The sequence below is a fragment of the Martinezella lusitana genome (assembly GCF_014207095.1).
GTDB lineage: Bacteria > Pseudomonadota > Alphaproteobacteria > Rhizobiales > Rhizobiaceae > Rhizobium > Rhizobium lusitanum_B.
Genome location: NZ_JACHBG010000005.1, coordinates 1 through 17,108, shown reverse-complemented (window position 1 = coordinate 17,108; position 17,108 = coordinate 1). Strand labels below are relative to the sequence as shown.

Below are 17,108 nucleotides of genomic sequence, written 5' to 3'. Positions count from 1 at the left end.
CGCCCGTCCCGGAAACCGAGGGAAGAGAGCATTCAAGGGTAGACCAACAGATCGATCCTACCCCTGGAACAGGATACCCGGATAGACCGACGGGTCCGGATCGGTGGCATTTCCCTCGCCAAGCGCCTTCTGCATCAGCATCGTATCCAGCCACCGGCCATGCTTGTAGCCCGTGCCCTTGAGCAATCCGGCTTCGGTAAATCCCGCAGCCCGATGCACGGCGACGGAGGCGGGATGCGCTCCCCCGATAACGGCGACCATCTGGCGGAAGCCCAGTGTCTGGCAGCTGTCAATCAGGGCATTCAGTAGCAATCTGCCGATCCCGCGCCCGCGGGCCTCCGGAGCAAGGTAGATCGAATCCTCCACCATCCAGCGATAGGCCGGTCGTGTGCGGAATGCCGAGGCATAGGCATAGCCGAGAAATGTGCCGTCTGCATCCTCGGCGACGATGTAGGGGTAGGCTTTTTCCTGGATCGCGCGAAACCGGCCTGCCATCTCTTCTTCGCCTGGAGGCGTAATCTCGTAGCTTGCCGTGCCATTCAGCACAGAATCTCTGTAGATGGCGGTTATGTGGGGCAGGTCGTCTAAGGTTGCGTTGCGGAGGCGGACGGACATGCGTTTCTTACTGCCTGATCTGCTGATGACGATGGCTGCCATCAAATCGCAGGCCTCTTTTCCAGGCAAACAAAAAGGCGGCCGAAGCCGCCTTTTCGATGGTTATTCAAACCGTTCGATTAGTTTCTGTTGCCCATGAAGCGCAGCAGGAACATGAACAGGTTGATGAAGTCCAGGTACAGCGACAGAGCGCCCATGATCGCCTTGCGGCCGGCTACGGTCGAATCGTCGGCATCGTAGTACATTTCCTTGATCCGCTGCGTGTCATAGGCGGTGAGGCCTGCGAAGATCAGGACGCCGATCACGGAGATGGCGAACTGCAGGGCGGACGAAGCAAGGAAGATGTTGACCAGCGAGGCGATGATCAGGCCGAAGAGACCCATCATCAGGAACGAGCCCATCGCGGACAGATCACGCTTGGCCGTGTAGCCGTAGAGCGACAGCGCGCCGAAGGAGGCGGCGGTCACGAAGAAGGTCTGCACGACGCTCTGGCCGGTGTAGATGATGAAGATCGACGACAGCGACAGACCCACCAGCGCGGCGTAGACCCAGAAGGTCGTCGTCGCGGCGGCCACGCTCATGCGGTTGATCCTGAAGCTCAGGAAGAAGACCATTGCGAGCGGGGCGAGAATGACGACCCACTTCAGCGGGCTCAGATAGATCGCCTGACCGAAGGCCGTGATGTGTCCGTTCGCGAAAGCGAGCGAGAAGGCGAGATAAGCCGCAACACCCGTGATCGCCAGACCCAGCGCCATCAGGTTATAGACCTTGAGCATGTAGGCTCGAAGGCCCTCGTCTATCATCGCACCGGACTGCGCACCGCTCTGCGCCCGGTTTTGGTAATTGCGATAGTCAGCCATGTTTTCCTCTTTCAAGCTCCGATTTGGGTACGGTGTCGGGCCTTTCAGGCCCAGGCGCCGCTGCGAAGCTTCAGCATGCCTGCACAGAATATGAGGCTTTCCAGCCTTGTAGACAAGGGTCAAGCGGCCTGACCGATGTTAAATCGATGTAATATCGCGCGGTTTTCGCGGTGTCGGTTAATCCGCGAAGCTGATTTACAGCTCCCGCAGAACGGGTGCCGCTTTCTGACCCAGAATACGCCATGTGCCGATGAGGCCGATCCCGACCGTCAGCACCAGCGCAATGACGAGAGTGGAGAAGGCGACATCAGGCATGAAGGCGGACGGCAGCTTCATGATGCGGCTGACGATATACCAAGCCGAGACGGAGCCGGCGACCAGCGCGAAGACGGCGGTGGCTGCCCCCAGGATCAGATATTCGTAGCTGAAGGCGCGAATGAGCGTCGCACGTGTCGCTCCGAGCGTCTTGAGGATGACGGCATCGTGCGTGCGGGCGCGGTTGCCGGCCGCCAGCGCGCCTGCCAGCACTAGCACAGAGGCGATAAGCGCGACCGATGCGGCGGAGCGAATGGCTGTGGCGAGCTGCCCCACAAGCGTGCTGACGACATCGAGCGCATCCTTGACGCGAACGCTTGTTATCGTCGGATAGGCGTTGGTGACTTTCCTCAGGATCGCCGCTTCCTGCTCCGGAGTGGCGGAACTATCCGTGAGGGTCGCGAGCCAGGCATGCGGTGCGCCCTTGAAGGTATTCGGCGAGAAGATCATTACGAAATTGATCGACAGAGATTGCCATTGCACCTTGCGGAAACTGGCGATCTTGGCGGTGATGTTGCGGCCGAGCACATTCACGGTGACCTTGTCGCCGAGCTTCAGGCCAAGAGCCTTGCCTTCCTCGGCGGAAAAGGACACCAGCGGTTCGCCGCCATAGTCCTTGTCCCACCATTTGCCGTCCGTGATCGCAGCATTTTCCGGAAGAGTTTCGGCATAGGTGATGCCGCGGTCGCCGCGCAGCACCCATTGCCCTGCCGCCGGCACCTTCATCTTGGTCACGTCTTCACCATTGAAGGCGACGATACGGCCGCGCAGCATCGGCGCTTCGACAAATTTGCCCTTCGGATCGATGTCGAGCACGATCTTGCGAAATCCCTCGAGCTCCGGCCCCTGGATATCGACGAAGAAGAAATTCGGCGCCTTCTCGCTCATGCGCCCCATGAGTTCGCTGCGCATGTTGCCGTCGATCAATGTCAGGGTTACCAGCAGCGCCAGGCCGAGGCCCAGCGACAGCACGACCGAAGACGTGAGTGCGCCCGGCCGGTGAATATTGCCGATCGCCAGACGCAACGCCGGCGAGCGCACGCGCGGGCTGCGGCGGGCAAGCCAGGCGAGCAGCGCAGCAACGACACGCAGCACGACAAACGCCCCGGCAATCGAGACGACGAAGACGATGGCGATGAAGCGGTCATAGGCGGTGACGATGGCCAAAGCGGCAAGCGCCGCCATCAGTAAACTGGCGGCAAGCAGATAGGGCCAGCCGGGCAGGCGGCGAGCCTCGAAACCCTGTTCGCGGAAAAGCGCGGTTGCCGGCACCTCTCGGGCATGGCCTAGCGGCGGAATGGCGAAGGCAAGCGTCGTCAGCAACCCGAACACCGCCGCCAGCATCAGGGGGCCGGGATAGAACCGCGGCGCCGTCGATATGGGCAGGAATTCCGCCATGAACTGCGAAGCGATCATCGGGGCGATAGCGCCGAGAACCAAGCCGACAGCAACGCCGGCAAGCGCGATGGCGGCAATCTGGATGAGATAGATCAGCACGACCACGAAGGCCGGAGCGCCGAGGCACTTGAAGGTGGCGATGGTGGTGCGCTTCGAATCGAGGAAGGCGCGCACGGCATTGGCGACGCCGACGCCGCCGACGATGAGGGCGGCCAGCCCGACCAGTGTCAGGAATTGCGAGAAGCGCGTGACGTTGTCGGCAAGCTCCGGCGCGGCGCGCGCGCTGGTGCGGATCGACCAGCCGGCCTGCGGGAAGGCGGCATTGGCGCGATCGCCGATCTTGCGCAAACCGGTTGCGGGATCGTCCATGCGGATCCTGTAGGCCTGCTCAACGAGGCTGCCCGTTGTAATCAGGCCAGAAGCGGCCAGCGCGTCGCGGCTGGTCAGCAGCCGCGGAGCGAAGCCGAAACCTTCCGAGACGGCGTCCGGTTCATTCTTGATGACGCCTGATATGCGCAGCTTCGCATTGCCCAACAGCAGGTTGTCGCCGACCTTGAGGTTCAGGCGTTCGAGCAGTAACGGGGCGACGACGGCACCATAGCTGCCATCCTTGGCAGCAAGTAGGGTCGAGAGGGGTTGGTTGGGGTCGGCTTCGAAGGCGCCGTAGAGCGGATATGTCTCATCGACCGCCTTGACCTCGACCAGAGCCTGGTCGGAGCCATCAGGCAGGCGGGACATCGAGCGCAAATTGGTGGAACGGGAGAGCTTGCCGAGACCCTGGAGATAGGCCAGTTCCTCTGGCGTCGCCTCGCGATTGCGCAGCTCGAAACGGGCATCGCCCGCCAGAAGCGATTGTCCCTGCGTCGAGATCGCATCGGTGATCGAGCGTGACACGGAGTTGACGGCGGCAATGGCGCCGGTGCCGAGCGCGATACAGGCGAGGAAAATGTAAAAACCGCCAAGGCCACCGCGCAGTTCGCGCAAGGCAAGGCGGAAGGCGAGTGACAGTCGCATTCGCGCTGCACTCGTCATGCGATTGCCGCCTGATTGACGCGCGACTGTGCGCTGTCATTCTCGATCTCGCCGGAGCGAACGCGGATCTGGCGTGAGCAGCGGGCGGCAAGGGTGGGGTCGTGTGTCACCAGCAACATGGTCGTGCCGCGCTCGGCCTGCTGGGCAAAGAGAAGGTCGGCGATCTGCCGGCCGGTATCGGTGTCGAGGTTGCCTGTCGGCTCGTCGGCGATCAGCACAGCCGGCGAAGGCGCGAGCGCCCGGGCGATCGCCACGCGCTGCTGTTCGCCGCCCGAGAGTTGGCCGGGATAGTGGCTGAGCCTTTCGCCCAGCCCCACCGCCTCCAGCTCGCGTCGGGCGATGCCAAAGGCATCGCGGACATTGGCAAGCTCAAGCGGCACGGCAACGTTTTCAAGCGCCGTCATATTGGCAATCAGATGGAAGGACTGGAAGACGATGCCGATATTGCGGCCGCGGAAATCGGCAATCCGATCCTCGCTCAGGCTATGCAGGGGGGTGTCGCGGATCAAGAGTTCGCCGCTGTCGAGCTTCTCGAGTCCGGCCAACACCATCAGCAGCGTCGACTTGCCGGAGCCGGACGGGCCGACGATACCGACCGATTCGCCCTCCAGAATCGTCAGGTCGATATTCTTCAGCACGTGGACCGATGCCGCGGCGCTGCCGAGCGTCAAATCCGCCTTCTTCAGCTCGATGATGGTTTTTGCCAATGCGAACGCCCTATATATCAGAGAACATCAGAGACAATGGCGGGCGCGACTGGCCCGAGCAGCGAATTTAGGGAATGGATCATGGGTTTTAAAGTTGCTGCGTTTCACTTCGCTGTCATCACTTTCGGTCTTTTGTTTGGCGCGACGGGCGCTGCGCAAGCTAGGACGATCCAGCTGGTCGGCTTTGGCGACAGCTTGATGGCCGGCTATCAGCTGCCGCCCGGCGACGGGTTTCCCGCCAAGCTGGAGGCTGCGCTGAAGGCGAAGGGGCTGGGTCTCGCCGTCGCCGATGCCGGCGTTTCCGGAGACACGACATCCGGAGGGCTTTCGCGCATAGACTGGTCGGTGCCTGACGGCACGGATGGCGTGATCCTGGAGCTTGGCGCCAACGATGCGCTTCGCGGGATACCGCCGGAGCAGACGGAGAAGAATCTGGAGGCGATGATCGAACGGTTGAAGGAAAGGAAGATCCCGATCTTCCTCGCCGGCATGCTGGCGCCGCCCAACATGGGACCGGACTATGCCGAGAAATTCAACCCGATCTACAAGCGCCTGGCCGACAAATATCAACTTGCGCTCTATCCGTTCTTCCTCGATGGCGTGGCTGCCCAAGCGGACCTGCAACTCTCCGACGGCATGCATCCGAACCCGAAGGGCGTCGACGTCATGGTCGAGCGTATCTTACCGGCCGTTATCAAGTTTGTAGGGATGATTGACGCAGGTGCGAAATAGGTGCTTGCACCGACTGCAAATGCGTGATTCCCTGCTTATACCTGCAAGAGATTCGGGGAGTGCTCGTCATGCCGAGACTTTTTACCGCCCTCGAAATTCCGCGCAACGCGGCCATGAGCCTGTCATTGTTGCGCGGTGGTCTCCCGGGAGCCAGGTGGATCGACGTTGAAAATTATCACATCACTTTGCGCTTCATCGGCGATGTCGATGGCCGCACGGCGGATGAAATCGTCGACCGGCTGGACCGGATAGATCGCCCTGAGTTCCAGCTGCGGCTGGAGGGTATCGGTTCCTTCGGTTCCAAAAAACCGCATTCGGTTTGGGCCGGGGTCTCGCAGTCGCCGGACATGTTCGCGCTGCAAGGCGAGATCGAGCGCATCTGCCAGCGTATCGGCCTGCAGCCCGATCCTCGCAAGTTCACACCGCACGTCACGCTCGCCAGGCTGAAATCCTCGCGGGTCGATGATGTCGTGCACTATCTCTCCGGTCGCGGCAATTTCTATACCCAGCCGTTCACGGTCGGCCGGTTCGTGCTTCTTTCCTCGCGCGAATCAGTTGGCGGTGGTCCCTATCTCACGGAAGAGATTTTTCCGCTTCACGAGTCTCGCAGCACTTTCCCGAGTTTGGGCAACAGTGCACCGCAGCCAGCCAAGAGCATGGTATAGACGGCTTCGAAATCTTCCCGGCCTCCATAATAGGGGTCGGGAATGTCCTTGCTGCCGCCCAGCGCCAAGGCATTGAAGAGATGTAGCCTGCCGAGTGCATCGGCAGGTGCAGCTTTGCGCAGGGTCTTCAAATTGTCTTGATCCATGGCGAGGATCAGATCGAACCGGCCGAAATCCGCTGTCTCGATGCGGCGGGCGCGTTGGCTGGAAATATCCACGCCATGTCCGGCAGCAACGGCGATCGAGCGGCGGTCGGGGCGTTCGCCCTGATGCCAGCCGCCGGTGCCGGCCGAAGCGATTTCAAATTCCGACGAGCGGCCGGCCTGCGCCACCAGATGCCGGAAGATGCCTTCGGCAAGGGGCGAGCGGCAGATATTGCCGGCGCAGACGAAAAGTATCCTGTGACGATCCATGCTATGGTTCAACCCTTCCAGCATCGGCCCGAAAACCGGAATCGATTTTCGGAAAGCCTGTTGCGTAGATTCAAACAGATAGAGCGACCTTTGTGCTTCCGAAAGGAAGCACGGCGCTCTGGAGAGGAGTGATCTGCAATGAAATACGAAAAGCTGGACCGGGCGGCAATCGATGAAAATCTTGCGGAGCTTTCAGGCTGGGCTCTTGCGGCCGATGGGCTTTCCATTTCGAAGACCTTCAAGTTCTGCAGCTTCGTCGAGGCCTTCGGCTTCATGACCGAAGCAGCGCTCGCGGCGGAGAAGTTCAACCATCATCCGGAATGGTTCAACGTCTATTCCCGCGTCGAAGTGAAGTTGACGACGCATGATGTCGGCGGCCTGACCGATCACGACATCAAGATGGCGAAGGCAATGGAGAAGGCCGCAGCGCGCCGGATCGATTGAATCGCACCCTGCGATCACCATATGTTTACACGGTCCGGGCAACGGGCACGAACAGAGGTGAATGGAATGGATGACATCAAGTACGGGGAAATCCTGATGCCTGGTGACGAAGAGACCCAGAAAGAGCAGGAAAAGTCGGTGCGCAGAAAGTTCTGGCCGACCCTGCGGAAGGCGGCTCGCCACATTCCCTTTTCCCGCGACGTCGTTGCCGCCTTCTATTGCGCGCTCGACCCGCAGATGCCGACCCGTGTCCGCGGCATATTGCTGGCGGCGCTCGGCTATTTCGTCATGCCTGTCGACATCATTCCCGATTTCTTCGCCGTCATCGGCTATACGGACGATGTGGCCGTGCTGACGCTCGCCTTCAGCATGATCCGCGGTCATATCCGCCAGGAGCACTATGACGCCGCCGACCGGGCTTTGGAGAATGGACCGGAGGCCATGAAGACGGTTTAGTGGCCGCTTTATGGGGGCGATCTGATTCCTCTCGGGTTTCCAGACCTTTATGAGGCCCCCCTGATTTTAGCGAGGTCAAATTCTTGCCCGAATCTTTCTGTCTTAAATCTAAACTGTAGGGTGGTATTTCGCCATCCGGGTTTTCCAATTCCTTCTGATGCGTTTCAAGCTCCGTTCGACACCTGGATTGAAATGGAACGGAGCCGAGAGAGGTCAGTGCTGCGTTGACGGTTTGGTAACCTGAATAAAGTCAAAATAGGGCAGCTCACGAGCATCGGCGTGCGTCAATCGAATCGCCATGAGCTCTGGACCGCACAAAATCGGCAGGAAAACATGTTTGTAAAAAGCTTCGCAATCGCCCTCTCGCTCGTTCTGGCCGGCACCGGCATCGCGTCCGCGCAGACCAAGAAGCCGAAGCAGACGCAGGCACCAGCGGCAGCAGCAGCAGCAGCCCCCACGGCTCCCACGCCCATCCAGCAGTTCGACGCCTGGGGCGCCTACTCCTATCAGTCTGCCGGCGGCAAGGTCTGCTATGTTCTCTCGGTACCGACGGTAAAGTCGCCGCCTTCGGGCATCGACCATGGCGATAATTTCTTCATCGTCTCGCAGCGTCCGGGCCAGAACATTTCCTACGAGCCGCAGGCTATGATGGGATATCCGCTGAAAGAGAATTCCAAGGTCAACGTCGTCATCGACAACAAGACCTTTGTGATGTTCACGAAGGACAAGGGCGCCTGGGTTGAGAATGCTGCGCAGGAGCCGGCCCTGGTGGCGGCGCTGAAATCCGGCCATTCTCTGAAGGTTACCGCGACTTCGAAGAAGGGAACTGCGACTTCCTACACCTACTCTCTGAAGGGTGTCAGCGCTGCTCTGAAGAAGATCGAAGGCTGCAAATGAGATCGAGGATCGAGGGATCACGGCAATGTGATCCTCCCGGTGCTGCGAATTCAGTGATTGGGGCCGGTCATGTCGACCGGCCTTTCGCTTTTGAGGTCAACCTTTGCTTTTGAGGGAAAGGGATGACGCGAGCGGAAATTAATGCTAAAGGCCGCGCCAATAGCAGGTGTCCGGCAGACAGCTTGAAGATAGCTTGCCCGGCCGCCGCATGAATCTTCAGATTTCCGTGCCTTGCCCGCATCCGCAGCTTTCGTCAGCTTTTGCGGCATCGCCGATGTGAACCGTTGGAATGATCGTATGTCCGCCACCGATGTCATAACACCCTCCAAGCTCAAGCCGATGCCGGTATCTCAGCCGGTCGAGCTGGTGCCAAAACCGTCGCTGATCGGCCTGACGCGCGAGGAAATGGCGGCTGCCCTCAGGGAAAAGGGCGTTGCCGACAAGCAGATCAAGATGCGCGTCAGCCAGCTCTGGAACTGGATCTACGTGCGGGGCGTCTCCGATTTCGACGCGATGGCGAATGTCTCGAAGGACATGCGCGAGATGCTGAAGACGCATTTCACCATCGCGCGCCCCGAGATCGTCGAGGAGCAGGTTTCCAACGACGGCACCCGCAAGTGGCTGCTGCGCTACCCGCCGCGCGGCGCAGGTCGTCCCGTCGAAGTCGAGACCGTCTACATTCCGGAAGAAGGCCGCGGCACGCTCTGCATTTCCAGCCAGGTCGGCTGTTCACTCACCTGTTCCTTCTGTCACACCGGCACGCAGCGGCTTGTGCGCAACCTGACGGCGGAAGAAATCCTGTCGCAGCTGCTCTTGGCGCGCGACCGGCTCGGCGATTTTCCGGACCGCGAAGCGCCGCAGGGCACCGTCATGCCAGCCGAGGGACGCAAGGTCAGCAATATCGTCATGATGGGCATGGGCGAGCCGCTCTATAATTTCGACAGCGTCAAGACAGCGCTGCTGATCGCATCCGATGGTGACGGCCTGTCGCTGTCGAAGCGCCGCATCACCCTTTCGACTTCGGGTGTCGTGCCGGAAATCTATCGCACCGGCGATGAGATCGGCGTCATGCTGGCGATTTCGCTGCATGCCGTGCGTGACGACCTGCGCGACATGCTGGTGCCGATCAACAAGAAGTATCCTCTGAAAGAGTTGATGGATGCGTGCCGCGCCTATCCCGGCCTCTCGAATGCGCGGCGCATCACCTTCGAATATGTGATGCTGAAGGGCGTCAACGACAGCCTCGAGGATGCCAAGGGGCTGATCCAGCTGCTGAAGGGCGTTCCGGCCAAGATCAATCTGATCCCCTTCAACCCCTGGCCCGGCACGAACTATCAGTGTTCCGACTGGGAGCAGATCGAAAAGTTCGCCGATTTCATCAATTCGGCCGGTTATGCCTCTCCAATCCGCACGCCACGCGGGCGCGACATTCTCGCGGCTTGCGGTCAGCTGAAGTCGGAATCGGAACGCATGCGCAAGACTGAGCGGTTGGCCTTCGAAGCCATGATGATCGCCAATCACGGCGAGGACTGAGGTCGATGCTCCTTGGACTGCGCAGGCCGATCAGGCTCCTATGGGGCTATCTCGCCGCCTGCGCTCTGATGGGTTTCGTGTTGGCCTGCGTGGCTGCCTATACTCTGCCGGGAAGCGGGGTACCGGAGCTTATCGCTCTCACCATCGAGATGACCAAGGCTGCAATGATCGTCAGCATTTTGCCATCGCTTATCGTCATTCCCATCATGGAATGGCGTGGAGTCCGTCGCTGGCCCGGGTATGCGATCTATGGTGCGGTGCTGTCGGCTGTGGCGTCCATATTGATTTCCGGCGCCATGGAGAAGCTGCAGACCCTCAATCTGATTACGATCGCGGTCTGCTTTGCCTTCCTTGGCGCGGCCTGCGCCACCGTCTACTGGCTGATCGCCGGCCGCCATCCAATTCTCAGCGAGACTGAGTGAAGAAGATCTTTACCGCGAATATCGAGAAGACGCCGGCAAAGGTATAGTCGAGGCCGCGCATCACGCCGCGGTTACGCTGCAGCCAGGACGACAGGCCATCGGCGGCAAGAACGACGAGCGCGTTCACCGGCATGCCGATGACGATGAAGAAAAAGCCGAGAAAGAGTAATTTGTGGGTGACGGCGGGATCGCCGGCGGTCACGAACTGCGGCAGGAAGGTCATGAAGAAGATGATGACCTTGGGGTTCAGCAGGTTGACCCAGAAGCCGTTGGAGATGTTGGCGAGCGGCGTTCCGGCGACCGCATCGACCTTCTTGACCGAAAGGCTGGAGCCGAAGCGGATTGCCTGGATCGCCAGCCAAAGCAGATAGGCAGCGCCGCCTGTCTTCAGGATCGTGAAGGCAACCGGCGAGGCCGTAATCAGTGCCGAGATGCCGAAGGCCACCAAGCAGGTGTGGACGACAACGCCGAGCGTAGTGCCGAGCACCACGAAAAGCGCTGCCTTTTTGCCTTGCATCAGCGCGCGGCTGATCGACAGCGTCATGTCGGGGCCGGGCGTCATCGCCAGCAGCAGGCTCGCTGCGGAAAAGGCAAGAAGGGTCGGCAGGCTGGGTATGAAGTCCACGGGAATGCTCCGAAAGCCGGAAGGGATTGGCTTTTTCTATCCGGCTTTCGGTGGATTGCAAATCAATCCTTCTTTTCGAGGAATGCCTTGAATTGATCGGCATAGTCCGCATGCCAGCGCGACAGCGGCGGGCGGTTCTCGACGATATCGCCGGCCGCCCAGAGCATGCGGCGTTCATCGACAGGTCGGGCGACGTCGTTGTCCGGGCAGAGGATGTAGAAATCGCCCTGCTTCAGGCTTTCCACCATGAACTCGACCGTCTGCTCCGGCGTCCAGGCGCCGGCGGGCTTTTCCGTGCGCTCGCCCTTGGTCAGACCCGTGAAGACGAAGCCGGGAATAAGGAGATGGGCCGAAATCTTGGCGCCTACCGTGTTGCGCAATTCGTGTTGCAGCGCTTCGGTGAAGACCTTCACGCCGGCCTTGGAGACATTATAGGCGGGATTGCCGGGAGGTGTGGTGATGCCCTGCTTCGAGCCGGTGTTGATGATGACGCCCGGTTCGCCATGGGCCAGCATGCTGGGTCCGAAGACGCGCGTGCCGTTGATGACACCGAGCAGATTGACGCCGAGGATGGCATCCCAGCCGGCCTGGGCGCTGAAGATCGAGGTTTCCGGGCCGATGCCGGCATTGTTCATCAGCACATGCACGCGGCCGAAGCGCTGCAGGACCGCACGCTCCAGTGCTTCTAGCGCTTCCTTGCTCGCGACGTCGGTCTCGACGGCCAGTACATGCTCTTCGCCCGCGATCGCCTTGAGTGCGGTCGCCGCCTGGGCCAGCCGATCACCGCCGAGGTCGGCGATGACGACGCTCATGCCGAGCGAGGCGAAGTATTTCGCAGCGGCCAAGCCGATGCCAGAGGCGCCGCCGGTGACGACGGCAACATTGGATTTCCTGAAAATGTCTTGAATATCGGTCAAAGGCGTGCCCTCCCGGCAGTGCTTACTCGGTGCCGAATATGGCGCTTTGCGAGGAGGTGTCAAACTCGCCGAGGGGCCTAAGCAGCGCTTCCCCTTGCGCCTCACGATAATCTCGCTAAAAGTTCCGCGATACAGGTTTGCGGGCCTCTCCCCTGGCTCGCGTTGAAACGGAACTCATCATGGCATCACATAAAGACGTGAAGAAAGTCGTTCTCGCCTATTCCGGCGGCCTCGACACCTCGATTATCCTGAAGTGGCTGCAGACGGAGCTGGGCGCCGAAGTTGTGACCTTCACTGCCGATCTCGGGCAGGGCGAAGAGCTGGAGCCGGCGCGCAAGAAGGCCGAACTGCTCGGCATCAAGGAAATCTACATCGAGGACGTGCGCGAAGAGTTCGTGCGCGATTTCGTCTTCCCGATGTTCCGCGCCAATGCCGTTTATGAAGGCGTCTATCTGCTCGGCACGTCGATCGCCCGTCCGCTGATCTCTAAGCATCTGATCGAGATCGCCAAGAAGACCGGCGCCGACGCCATCGCGCATGGCGCCACCGGCAAGGGCAACGACCAGGTTCGCTTCGAACTTTCGGCCTATGCACTGAACCCGGACATCAAGATCATCGCCCCCTGGCGCGACTGGTCGTTCAAGAGCCGCACCGACCTGCTCGAATTTGCCGAAAAGCATCAGATTCCGGTTGCCAAGGACAAGAAGGGCGAAGCGCCGTTCTCCGTCGACGCCAACCTGCTGCACTCCTCCTCCGAAGGTAAGGTTCTAGAAGATCCGGCGCAGGAAGCCCCGGAATATGTGCATATGCGCACGATTTCGCCGGAAGCCGCTCCCGACAAGGCCACGGTCATCAAGGTCGGCTTCGAAAGGGGCGATGCCGTTTCGATCAATGGTCAGCGCCTGAGCCCGGCAACCCTGCTTGCGAAGCTGAACGAATATGGACGCGACAACGGCATCGGCCGTCTCGACCTCGTCGAGAACCGCTTCGTCGGCATGAAGTCGCGCGGCGTTTACGAGACCCCCGGCGGCACGATCCTGCTCGCAGCCCATCGCGCCATCGAATCCATCACGCTCGATCGCGGTGCCGCGCACCTCAAGGACGAGCTGATGCCGCGCTATGCCGAGCTGATCTACTACGGCTTCTGGTTCTCGCCGGAACGCGAAATGCTGCAGGCCCTGATCGACAAGAGCCAGGAGCATGTCGAAGGCGAAGTGACGCTGAAGCTCTACAAGGGCAATGTCATGACCATCGGCCGCGAAAGCCCGAAGTCGCTCTATTCCGACAAGCTGGTGACGTTCGAGGACGACCAGGGCGCCTACGACCAGAAGGATGCGGCCGGCTTCATCAAGCTCAACGCGCTGCGTCTGCGCACGCTCGGCAAGCGCAACCTGTCGAAGTAAGTGCCGTTGAAATGAAGAAACCCGCCTCTGGTCACCAGAGGCGGGTTTTTATTTGCCGAAACGACAAGGCTGCTGGTGCTTAGTCCACCGGCCTCAGTTCGCGCTCGATCTCTGTCGGCACTTCGACCTTCTGCAGATTGCTGCGGAATGCGCAGAGCGCATCATGCAACTGCAGTTGCAGTCCTTGATCGAAGCCTTGCGTCGCGTTGCGTTCGACCTCGCAGACTTCCCTGTCGATCTGCTGCAGCTTGGCCTGGGCCGATTCCGAAAGCACGATCCTTTTGGCGCGACGGTCGAGTGGATCGGGCTGACGCTCGATCAGGCCTCGAGCCTGCAACTTGTCCAGAAAGGCGCTGACTGTCATCGGCTCCAGCCCCATCCGGGAGGCGATGTCGAGTTGCCGGCTGCCGTTGATGGCGGCGACCTGCATCAAGGTTCTTGCTTCGCCCGCCGTCAGACCGAGCCCAGCGACAAGAATGCGTCGCTCGAAGGCCGTCCTGATCAAACGGGCGCAATCGCTCACAAGAAAAGCGAGCGAATCCGTATTAATCCTGCTGTTCATAAGCGTTTCCCTACCTACGCTTTTCATTTTGGGGCCCCAACCACGTTCTTATTGGTTTAAGCGTATGAACACAACGTCTTCTTCCGTCACAAAAGAACGGCAACTTGACCGGATCTGGGATGTTGCTACTCTCGCGCGATCAGCAGTAAGGATCCCCGCTCATGACACAATCGCTTGTTGTCGGCGCTTTTTTAGCGGCGCTGTTTTATGTGCTGATTCCTGGTCCCGCCTTTCTGGCGCTGCTCGGCATCGGGGCGGGGCAGGGACGCAAGGCCGGCGCATTCTTCGTCAGCGGCCACCTGCTGGGCGACCTCATCTGGTCGACGCTTGCATTGATCGCCATCGTCGGCGCCAAGACCATCGGCACCTTCGTCTTCGATCTGCTTGGACTGATGTGCGGCTTCTATCTTGCCTGGATCGGCTGGAATGCCGTGACAGCCAAGCCGAAGGGTGACGGCCAAGCGCTTATCAATGTCGATCGCCCCTTCCGCCGCGGCCTGATCTTCGGAGTTACCAATCCGAAGGGATATCCCGTGGCGCTCGCGACCTTCACGGCCCTTGTCGCAGGTTCCGCCGGCGCACTGACCTTCAGCGCGCTGCCGCTGCTGCTGACCGTTTCCTTCGCCGGCTTCATAACGGCCGACATTATTCTCATCAGCATTATCGGTGCGGGCGCCGTGCGGCGCTTCTATCGCGCGCATGAGCGCCTGATCGTGCGCTGTTCCGGTGTACTCTTCATGGGATTTGCCGCGCAGGCGCTTCTGCACGCAACGCCGGGCCTGCTCGGCTGGCGCAAGGCCTGATCCTCCTCAATGAATTTGTTTCGCCCCGCCATACCAATTCGGCGGGGGTAGCCTTATATCGTGCTTCGATCAGATGTCTGTCGAAAGGATGCCCTGAATGTCTTCTCTTGCCGCCGTCAATCCTGCGCTCATCGAATGGACCGGACATCAGGGGCTGCCGCGTTTCGACGCGGTGAAGGATACGGATTTTGCAGCTGCCTTCGATGCGGCGCTTGCCGCGCATGAGGCGGAGATCGATGCGATCGCTGCCGACACGCAAACGCCGACCTTCGCCAATACGGTGATTGCGCTTGAGCTGGCCGGAGATGGGCTGTCGCGCATCTCGGCGCTTTTCTGGAATAAGGCTGGCGCGCATACCAACGAGACCATTCAGGCGCTGGAGCGTGAGATCGCGCCGAAGATGGCGCGGCATTATTCAAAGATCGGCACGAATACCGCGCTCTTCGCGCGCATCGATACGCTGTGGGACAGCCGTGACACGCTTGGCCTGACGCTGGAAGAGACCCGCGTGCTGGAGCGACACTGGAAGGGCTTCGTCAAGGCGGGTGCCAAGCTTCCGAAAGCGGAGCAGGACCAGCTCTCCGCAATCAACGAGAAGCTCGCCGGTCTCGGTACGCAATTCGGGCAGAACGTGCTTGCCGATGAAAAGAGCTGGGCGCTCCTGCTGTCGGAAGAAGCGGACCTCGTTGGCCTTCCCGACTATCTGCGCGACGCCATGGCGGCGGCAGCGCGCGAACGCGGCGACGAGGGCAAATATGCCGTCACCCTGTCGCGCTCGATCATCGAGCCGTTCCTGACCTCATCGGAGCGCCGCGATCTGCGCGAGCAGGCCTTCAACGCCTGGGTGGCGCGCGGCGCCAATGGCGGCAAGACGGACAATCGCGAGATCATCCGCGAGACGCTGGCACTGCGGGCGGAGAAGGCCAAGCTGCTCGGCTATGCCAACTTCGCCGAGCTGAAGCTCGACAATACCATGGCGAAGACGCCGACGGCCGTAAATGATCTGCTGATGGCCGTATGGTCGAAGGCGGCGGCTCGTGCCGGCGAGGAAGAAAAGGATATCGCCGCGCTGATCACTGAGGAGGGCCGCAATCACGAGGTCATGCCCTGGGACTGGCGCCACTATGCCGAGAAGATCCGGACACGGAAGTTCGATTTCTCCGAAACGGAGCTGAAGCCTTACCTGCAGCTCGAGAAGATCATCGCCGCGTGCTTCGATGTCGCCGGTCGCCTTTTCGGGATCAAGGCTGTGGAGCAGAAGGGCGTTCCCGCCTATCATCCCGACGTGCGCGTCTTCGAGATCCGTGATCGTTCCGACAAGCTTGTCGCCCTGTTCCTCGGCGATTATTTCGCCCGCAGCTCGAAGCGCTCCGGCGCCTGGATGAGCTCGTTCCAGTCGCAGCACAAGCTGCCGCTCAAGAACGGCCATGTCGGCGAACTGCCGATTATCTACAATGTCTGCAACTTCGCCAAGCCGGCGGAGGGCAAGCCGGCGCTGCTGTCGATCGACGATGCGCGCACGCTGTTCCACGAATTCGGCCACGCCCTGCACGGCATGCTTTCCAACGTCACCTATCCCTCGGTATCGGGCACCGGCGTTTCCCGCGACTTCGTCGAGCTACCCTCTCAGCTCTATGAGCACTGGCTGACGGTGCCCGCCATTCTCAAGGAATATGCCGTTCACTACGAGACCGGCGCCCCGATTCCACAGGCGCTGCTCGACAAGGTTCTGGCGGCCCGCACCTTCAACGCCGGCTTCAACACGGTCGAGTTTACGTCTTCGGCGCTGGTCGACATGGCCTTCCACACTCGCGGCCCGGTCGAGGACCCGATGGTGGTGCAGGGCGAAGTGCTTGCCGAAATCGGCATGCCAAAATCGATCGTGATGCGCCATGCGACGCCGCACTTCCAGCACGTGTTTGCCGGTGACGGTTACTCGGCTGGCTACTATTCCTACATGTGGTCGGAAGTGCTCGACGCTGACGCCTTCGCCGCCTTCGAGGAAACCGGCGATGCCTTCAATGCGGACATGGCCGCAAAATTGAAGGCCAACATCTATTCCGTTGGCGGCTCGATCGACCCGGAAGAGACCTACAAGGCCTTCCGCGGCAAGCTGCCGAGCCCGGATGCCATGCTGAAGAAGAAGGGCCTTGCGGCCTGATTTTAGTGTTTCGATGCAGAAAAAGTCAGTCGCCAGATGTCAACTTTGGCGACTAGAGCGGATCATTTCTTATCGGAATCGTTGCGGGATTCCCAAATCAGCAGATTTGTGATTGATCATTGATGCTGGAATGGAGGCCAGCATCAAT

19 protein-coding genes are annotated in these 17,108 nt (G+C 60.4%); 10 read left to right on the top strand and 9 right to left on the bottom strand.

What is annotated here, in order from left to right; all coding sequences use genetic code 11:
• Positions 1–57 precede the first annotated feature (57 nt).
• From GGD46_RS12780 to GGD46_RS12765, 4 genes are all read right to left on the bottom strand, one after another.
• The gene (locus tag GGD46_RS12780; RefSeq protein WP_184704327.1) at positions 58–615 is read right to left on the bottom strand and encodes a GNAT family N-acetyltransferase; all 558 of its coding nucleotides are present in this window, start codon (positions 613–615) and stop codon (positions 58–60) included.
• 119 nt (positions 616–734) lie between these two features.
• A complete protein-coding gene (locus tag GGD46_RS12775; protein WP_184704325.1) occupies positions 735–1,475 on the bottom strand; it encodes a Bax inhibitor-1/YccA family protein in 741 nt (246 codons plus the stop codon).
• 195 nt (positions 1,476–1,670) lie between these two features.
• On the bottom strand, positions 1,671–4,220 hold the full coding sequence (locus GGD46_RS12770; RefSeq protein WP_184704323.1) for an ABC transporter permease: 2,550 nt from the start codon (positions 4,218–4,220) through the stop codon (positions 1,671–1,673).
• Positions 4,217–4,927, bottom strand: coding sequence for an ABC transporter ATP-binding protein (locus GGD46_RS12765; protein ID WP_184704321.1), 711 nt, complete (start codon positions 4,925–4,927; stop codon positions 4,217–4,219). Before GGD46_RS12765 ends, GGD46_RS12770 begins: the two co-directional genes overlap by 4 nt.
• An 81-nt stretch (positions 4,928–5,008) precedes the next feature.
• Between GGD46_RS12765 and GGD46_RS12760 the strand changes: the two genes are divergently transcribed.
• The gene (locus tag GGD46_RS12760) at positions 5,009–5,659 is read left to right on the top strand and encodes an arylesterase (protein ID WP_184704318.1); all 651 of its coding nucleotides are present in this window, start codon (positions 5,009–5,011) and stop codon (positions 5,657–5,659) included.
• 68 nt (positions 5,660–5,727) lie between these two features.
• Entirely contained in the window at positions 5,728–6,324 is a 597-nt protein-coding gene (gene thpR, locus GGD46_RS12755; RefSeq protein WP_184704316.1) for an RNA 2',3'-cyclic phosphodiesterase, read from the top strand.
• On the opposite strand, the gene GGD46_RS12750 is transcribed toward thpR, so the two are convergent.
• Positions 6,255–6,737, bottom strand: coding sequence for a low molecular weight protein-tyrosine-phosphatase (locus GGD46_RS12750; RefSeq protein ID WP_184704314.1), 483 nt, complete (start codon positions 6,735–6,737; stop codon positions 6,255–6,257). The two genes, thpR and GGD46_RS12750, sit on opposite strands and share 70 nt — an antisense overlap.
• A gap of 138 nt (positions 6,738–6,875) precedes the next feature.
• On the opposite strand from GGD46_RS12750, the gene GGD46_RS12745 reads away from it, so the two are divergent.
• The 3 genes from GGD46_RS12745 to GGD46_RS12735 all read left to right on the top strand — a co-directional run bounded on the left by GGD46_RS12745 (position 6,876) and on the right by GGD46_RS12735 (position 8,534).
• Positions 6,876–7,181, top strand: a complete 306-nt coding sequence (locus GGD46_RS12745; protein WP_184704312.1) for a 4a-hydroxytetrahydrobiopterin dehydratase — start codon at positions 6,876–6,878, stop codon at positions 7,179–7,181.
• Positions 7,182–7,247: 66 nt separating this feature from the next.
• Positions 7,248–7,637 (top strand): YkvA family protein, encoded by a 390-nt coding sequence (locus GGD46_RS12740; protein WP_184704310.1) that lies wholly within the window; start codon positions 7,248–7,250, stop codon positions 7,635–7,637.
• 333 nt (positions 7,638–7,970) lie between these two features.
• Positions 7,971–8,534 (top strand): invasion associated locus B family protein, encoded by a 564-nt coding sequence (locus tag GGD46_RS12735; protein ID WP_184704308.1) that lies wholly within the window; start codon positions 7,971–7,973, stop codon positions 8,532–8,534.
• A 50-nt stretch (positions 8,535–8,584) separates the two neighbouring features.
• Here GGD46_RS12735 and GGD46_RS12730 read toward each other — a convergent pair whose 3' ends face one another.
• Positions 8,585–8,851 carry a hypothetical protein gene (locus GGD46_RS12730; protein WP_184704306.1) on the bottom strand — a complete coding sequence of 89 codons (267 nt, stop codon included), beginning with the start codon at positions 8,849–8,851 and terminating at the stop codon, positions 8,585–8,587.
• Between GGD46_RS12730 and rlmN the strand changes: the two genes are divergently transcribed.
• Positions 8,832–10,067 carry a 23S rRNA (adenine(2503)-C(2))-methyltransferase RlmN gene (gene rlmN, locus GGD46_RS12725; RefSeq protein WP_184704304.1) on the top strand — a complete coding sequence of 412 codons (1,236 nt, stop codon included), beginning with the start codon at positions 8,832–8,834 and terminating at the stop codon, positions 10,065–10,067. The genes GGD46_RS12730 and rlmN overlap by 20 nt on opposite strands.
• A 5-nt stretch (positions 10,068–10,072) precedes the next feature.
• Positions 10,073–10,489: a hypothetical protein gene (locus GGD46_RS12720; protein ID WP_184704302.1), complete on the top strand. Its 417-nt coding sequence runs from the start codon at positions 10,073–10,075 to the stop codon at positions 10,487–10,489.
• Here the strand turns inward: GGD46_RS12720 and GGD46_RS12715 are convergent.
• Together GGD46_RS12715 and GGD46_RS12710 are read right to left on the bottom strand one after the other, a co-directional pair.
• The gene (locus GGD46_RS12715) at positions 10,473–11,114 is read right to left on the bottom strand and encodes a LysE family translocator (protein ID WP_184704300.1); all 642 of its coding nucleotides are present in this window, start codon (positions 11,112–11,114) and stop codon (positions 10,473–10,475) included. The two genes, GGD46_RS12720 and GGD46_RS12715, sit on opposite strands and share 17 nt — an antisense overlap.
• A 62-nt stretch (positions 11,115–11,176) precedes the next feature.
• Positions 11,177–12,031 (bottom strand): SDR family NAD(P)-dependent oxidoreductase, encoded by an 855-nt coding sequence (locus GGD46_RS12710; RefSeq protein ID WP_184704298.1) that lies wholly within the window; start codon positions 12,029–12,031, stop codon positions 11,177–11,179.
• A 179-nt stretch (positions 12,032–12,210) separates the two neighbouring features.
• On the opposite strand from GGD46_RS12710, the gene GGD46_RS12705 reads away from it, so the two are divergent.
• A complete protein-coding gene (locus tag GGD46_RS12705; RefSeq protein ID WP_184704296.1) occupies positions 12,211–13,434 on the top strand; it encodes an argininosuccinate synthase in 1,224 nt (407 codons plus the stop codon).
• Positions 13,435–13,513: 79 nt separating this feature from the next.
• Here GGD46_RS12705 and GGD46_RS12700 read toward each other — a convergent pair whose 3' ends face one another.
• Positions 13,514–13,996, bottom strand: a complete 483-nt coding sequence (locus tag GGD46_RS12700) for a MarR family winged helix-turn-helix transcriptional regulator (protein ID WP_184704293.1) — start codon at positions 13,994–13,996, stop codon at positions 13,514–13,516.
• Between the two features lie 161 nt (positions 13,997–14,157).
• Here GGD46_RS12700 and GGD46_RS12695 point away from each other — a divergent pair, with 161 nt between their 5' ends.
• Positions 14,158–14,799, top strand: a complete 642-nt coding sequence (locus GGD46_RS12695; RefSeq protein WP_184704291.1) for a LysE family translocator — start codon at positions 14,158–14,160, stop codon at positions 14,797–14,799.
• A gap of 97 nt (positions 14,800–14,896) precedes the next feature.
• Entirely contained in the window at positions 14,897–16,960 is a 2,064-nt protein-coding gene (locus GGD46_RS12690) for a M3 family metallopeptidase (protein WP_184704289.1), read from the top strand.
• Positions 16,961–17,108: the final 148 nt, after the last annotated feature.

Coding starts and splice junctions, on each gene's coding strand:
- GGD46_RS12700 (WP_184704293.1), bottom strand. CDS start 13,996: ATGAACAGCAGGATTAATACGGATTCGCTCGCTTTTCTTGTGAGCGAT.
- GGD46_RS12735 (WP_184704308.1), top strand. CDS start 7,971: ATGTTTGTAAAAAGCTTCGCAATCGCCCTCTCGCTCGTTCTGGCCGGC.
- GGD46_RS12750 (WP_184704314.1), bottom strand. CDS start 6,737: ATGGATCGTCACAGGATACTTTTCGTCTGCGCCGGCAATATCTGCCGC.
- thpR (WP_184704316.1), top strand. CDS start 5,728: ATGCCGAGACTTTTTACCGCCCTCGAAATTCCGCGCAACGCGGCCATG.
- GGD46_RS12695 (WP_184704291.1), top strand. CDS start 14,158: ATGACACAATCGCTTGTTGTCGGCGCTTTTTTAGCGGCGCTGTTTTAT.
- GGD46_RS12780 (WP_184704327.1), bottom strand. CDS start 615: ATGTCCGTCCGCCTCCGCAACGCAACCTTAGACGACCTGCCCCACATA.
- GGD46_RS12730 (WP_184704306.1), bottom strand. CDS start 8,851: ATGACATCGGTGGCGGACATACGATCATTCCAACGGTTCACATCGGCG.
- GGD46_RS12705 (WP_184704296.1), top strand. CDS start 12,211: ATGGCATCACATAAAGACGTGAAGAAAGTCGTTCTCGCCTATTCCGGC.
- GGD46_RS12745 (WP_184704312.1), top strand. CDS start 6,876: ATGAAATACGAAAAGCTGGACCGGGCGGCAATCGATGAAAATCTTGCG.
- rlmN (WP_184704304.1), top strand. CDS start 8,832: ATGTCCGCCACCGATGTCATAACACCCTCCAAGCTCAAGCCGATGCCG.
- GGD46_RS12720 (WP_184704302.1), top strand. CDS start 10,073: ATGCTCCTTGGACTGCGCAGGCCGATCAGGCTCCTATGGGGCTATCTC.
- GGD46_RS12770 (WP_184704323.1), bottom strand. CDS start 4,220: ATGACGAGTGCAGCGCGAATGCGACTGTCACTCGCCTTCCGCCTTGCC.
- GGD46_RS12740 (WP_184704310.1), top strand. CDS start 7,248: ATGGATGACATCAAGTACGGGGAAATCCTGATGCCTGGTGACGAAGAG.
- GGD46_RS12690 (WP_184704289.1), top strand. CDS start 14,897: ATGTCTTCTCTTGCCGCCGTCAATCCTGCGCTCATCGAATGGACCGGA.
- GGD46_RS12760 (WP_184704318.1), top strand. CDS start 5,009: ATGGGTTTTAAAGTTGCTGCGTTTCACTTCGCTGTCATCACTTTCGGT.
- GGD46_RS12775 (WP_184704325.1), bottom strand. CDS start 1,475: ATGGCTGACTATCGCAATTACCAAAACCGGGCGCAGAGCGGTGCGCAG.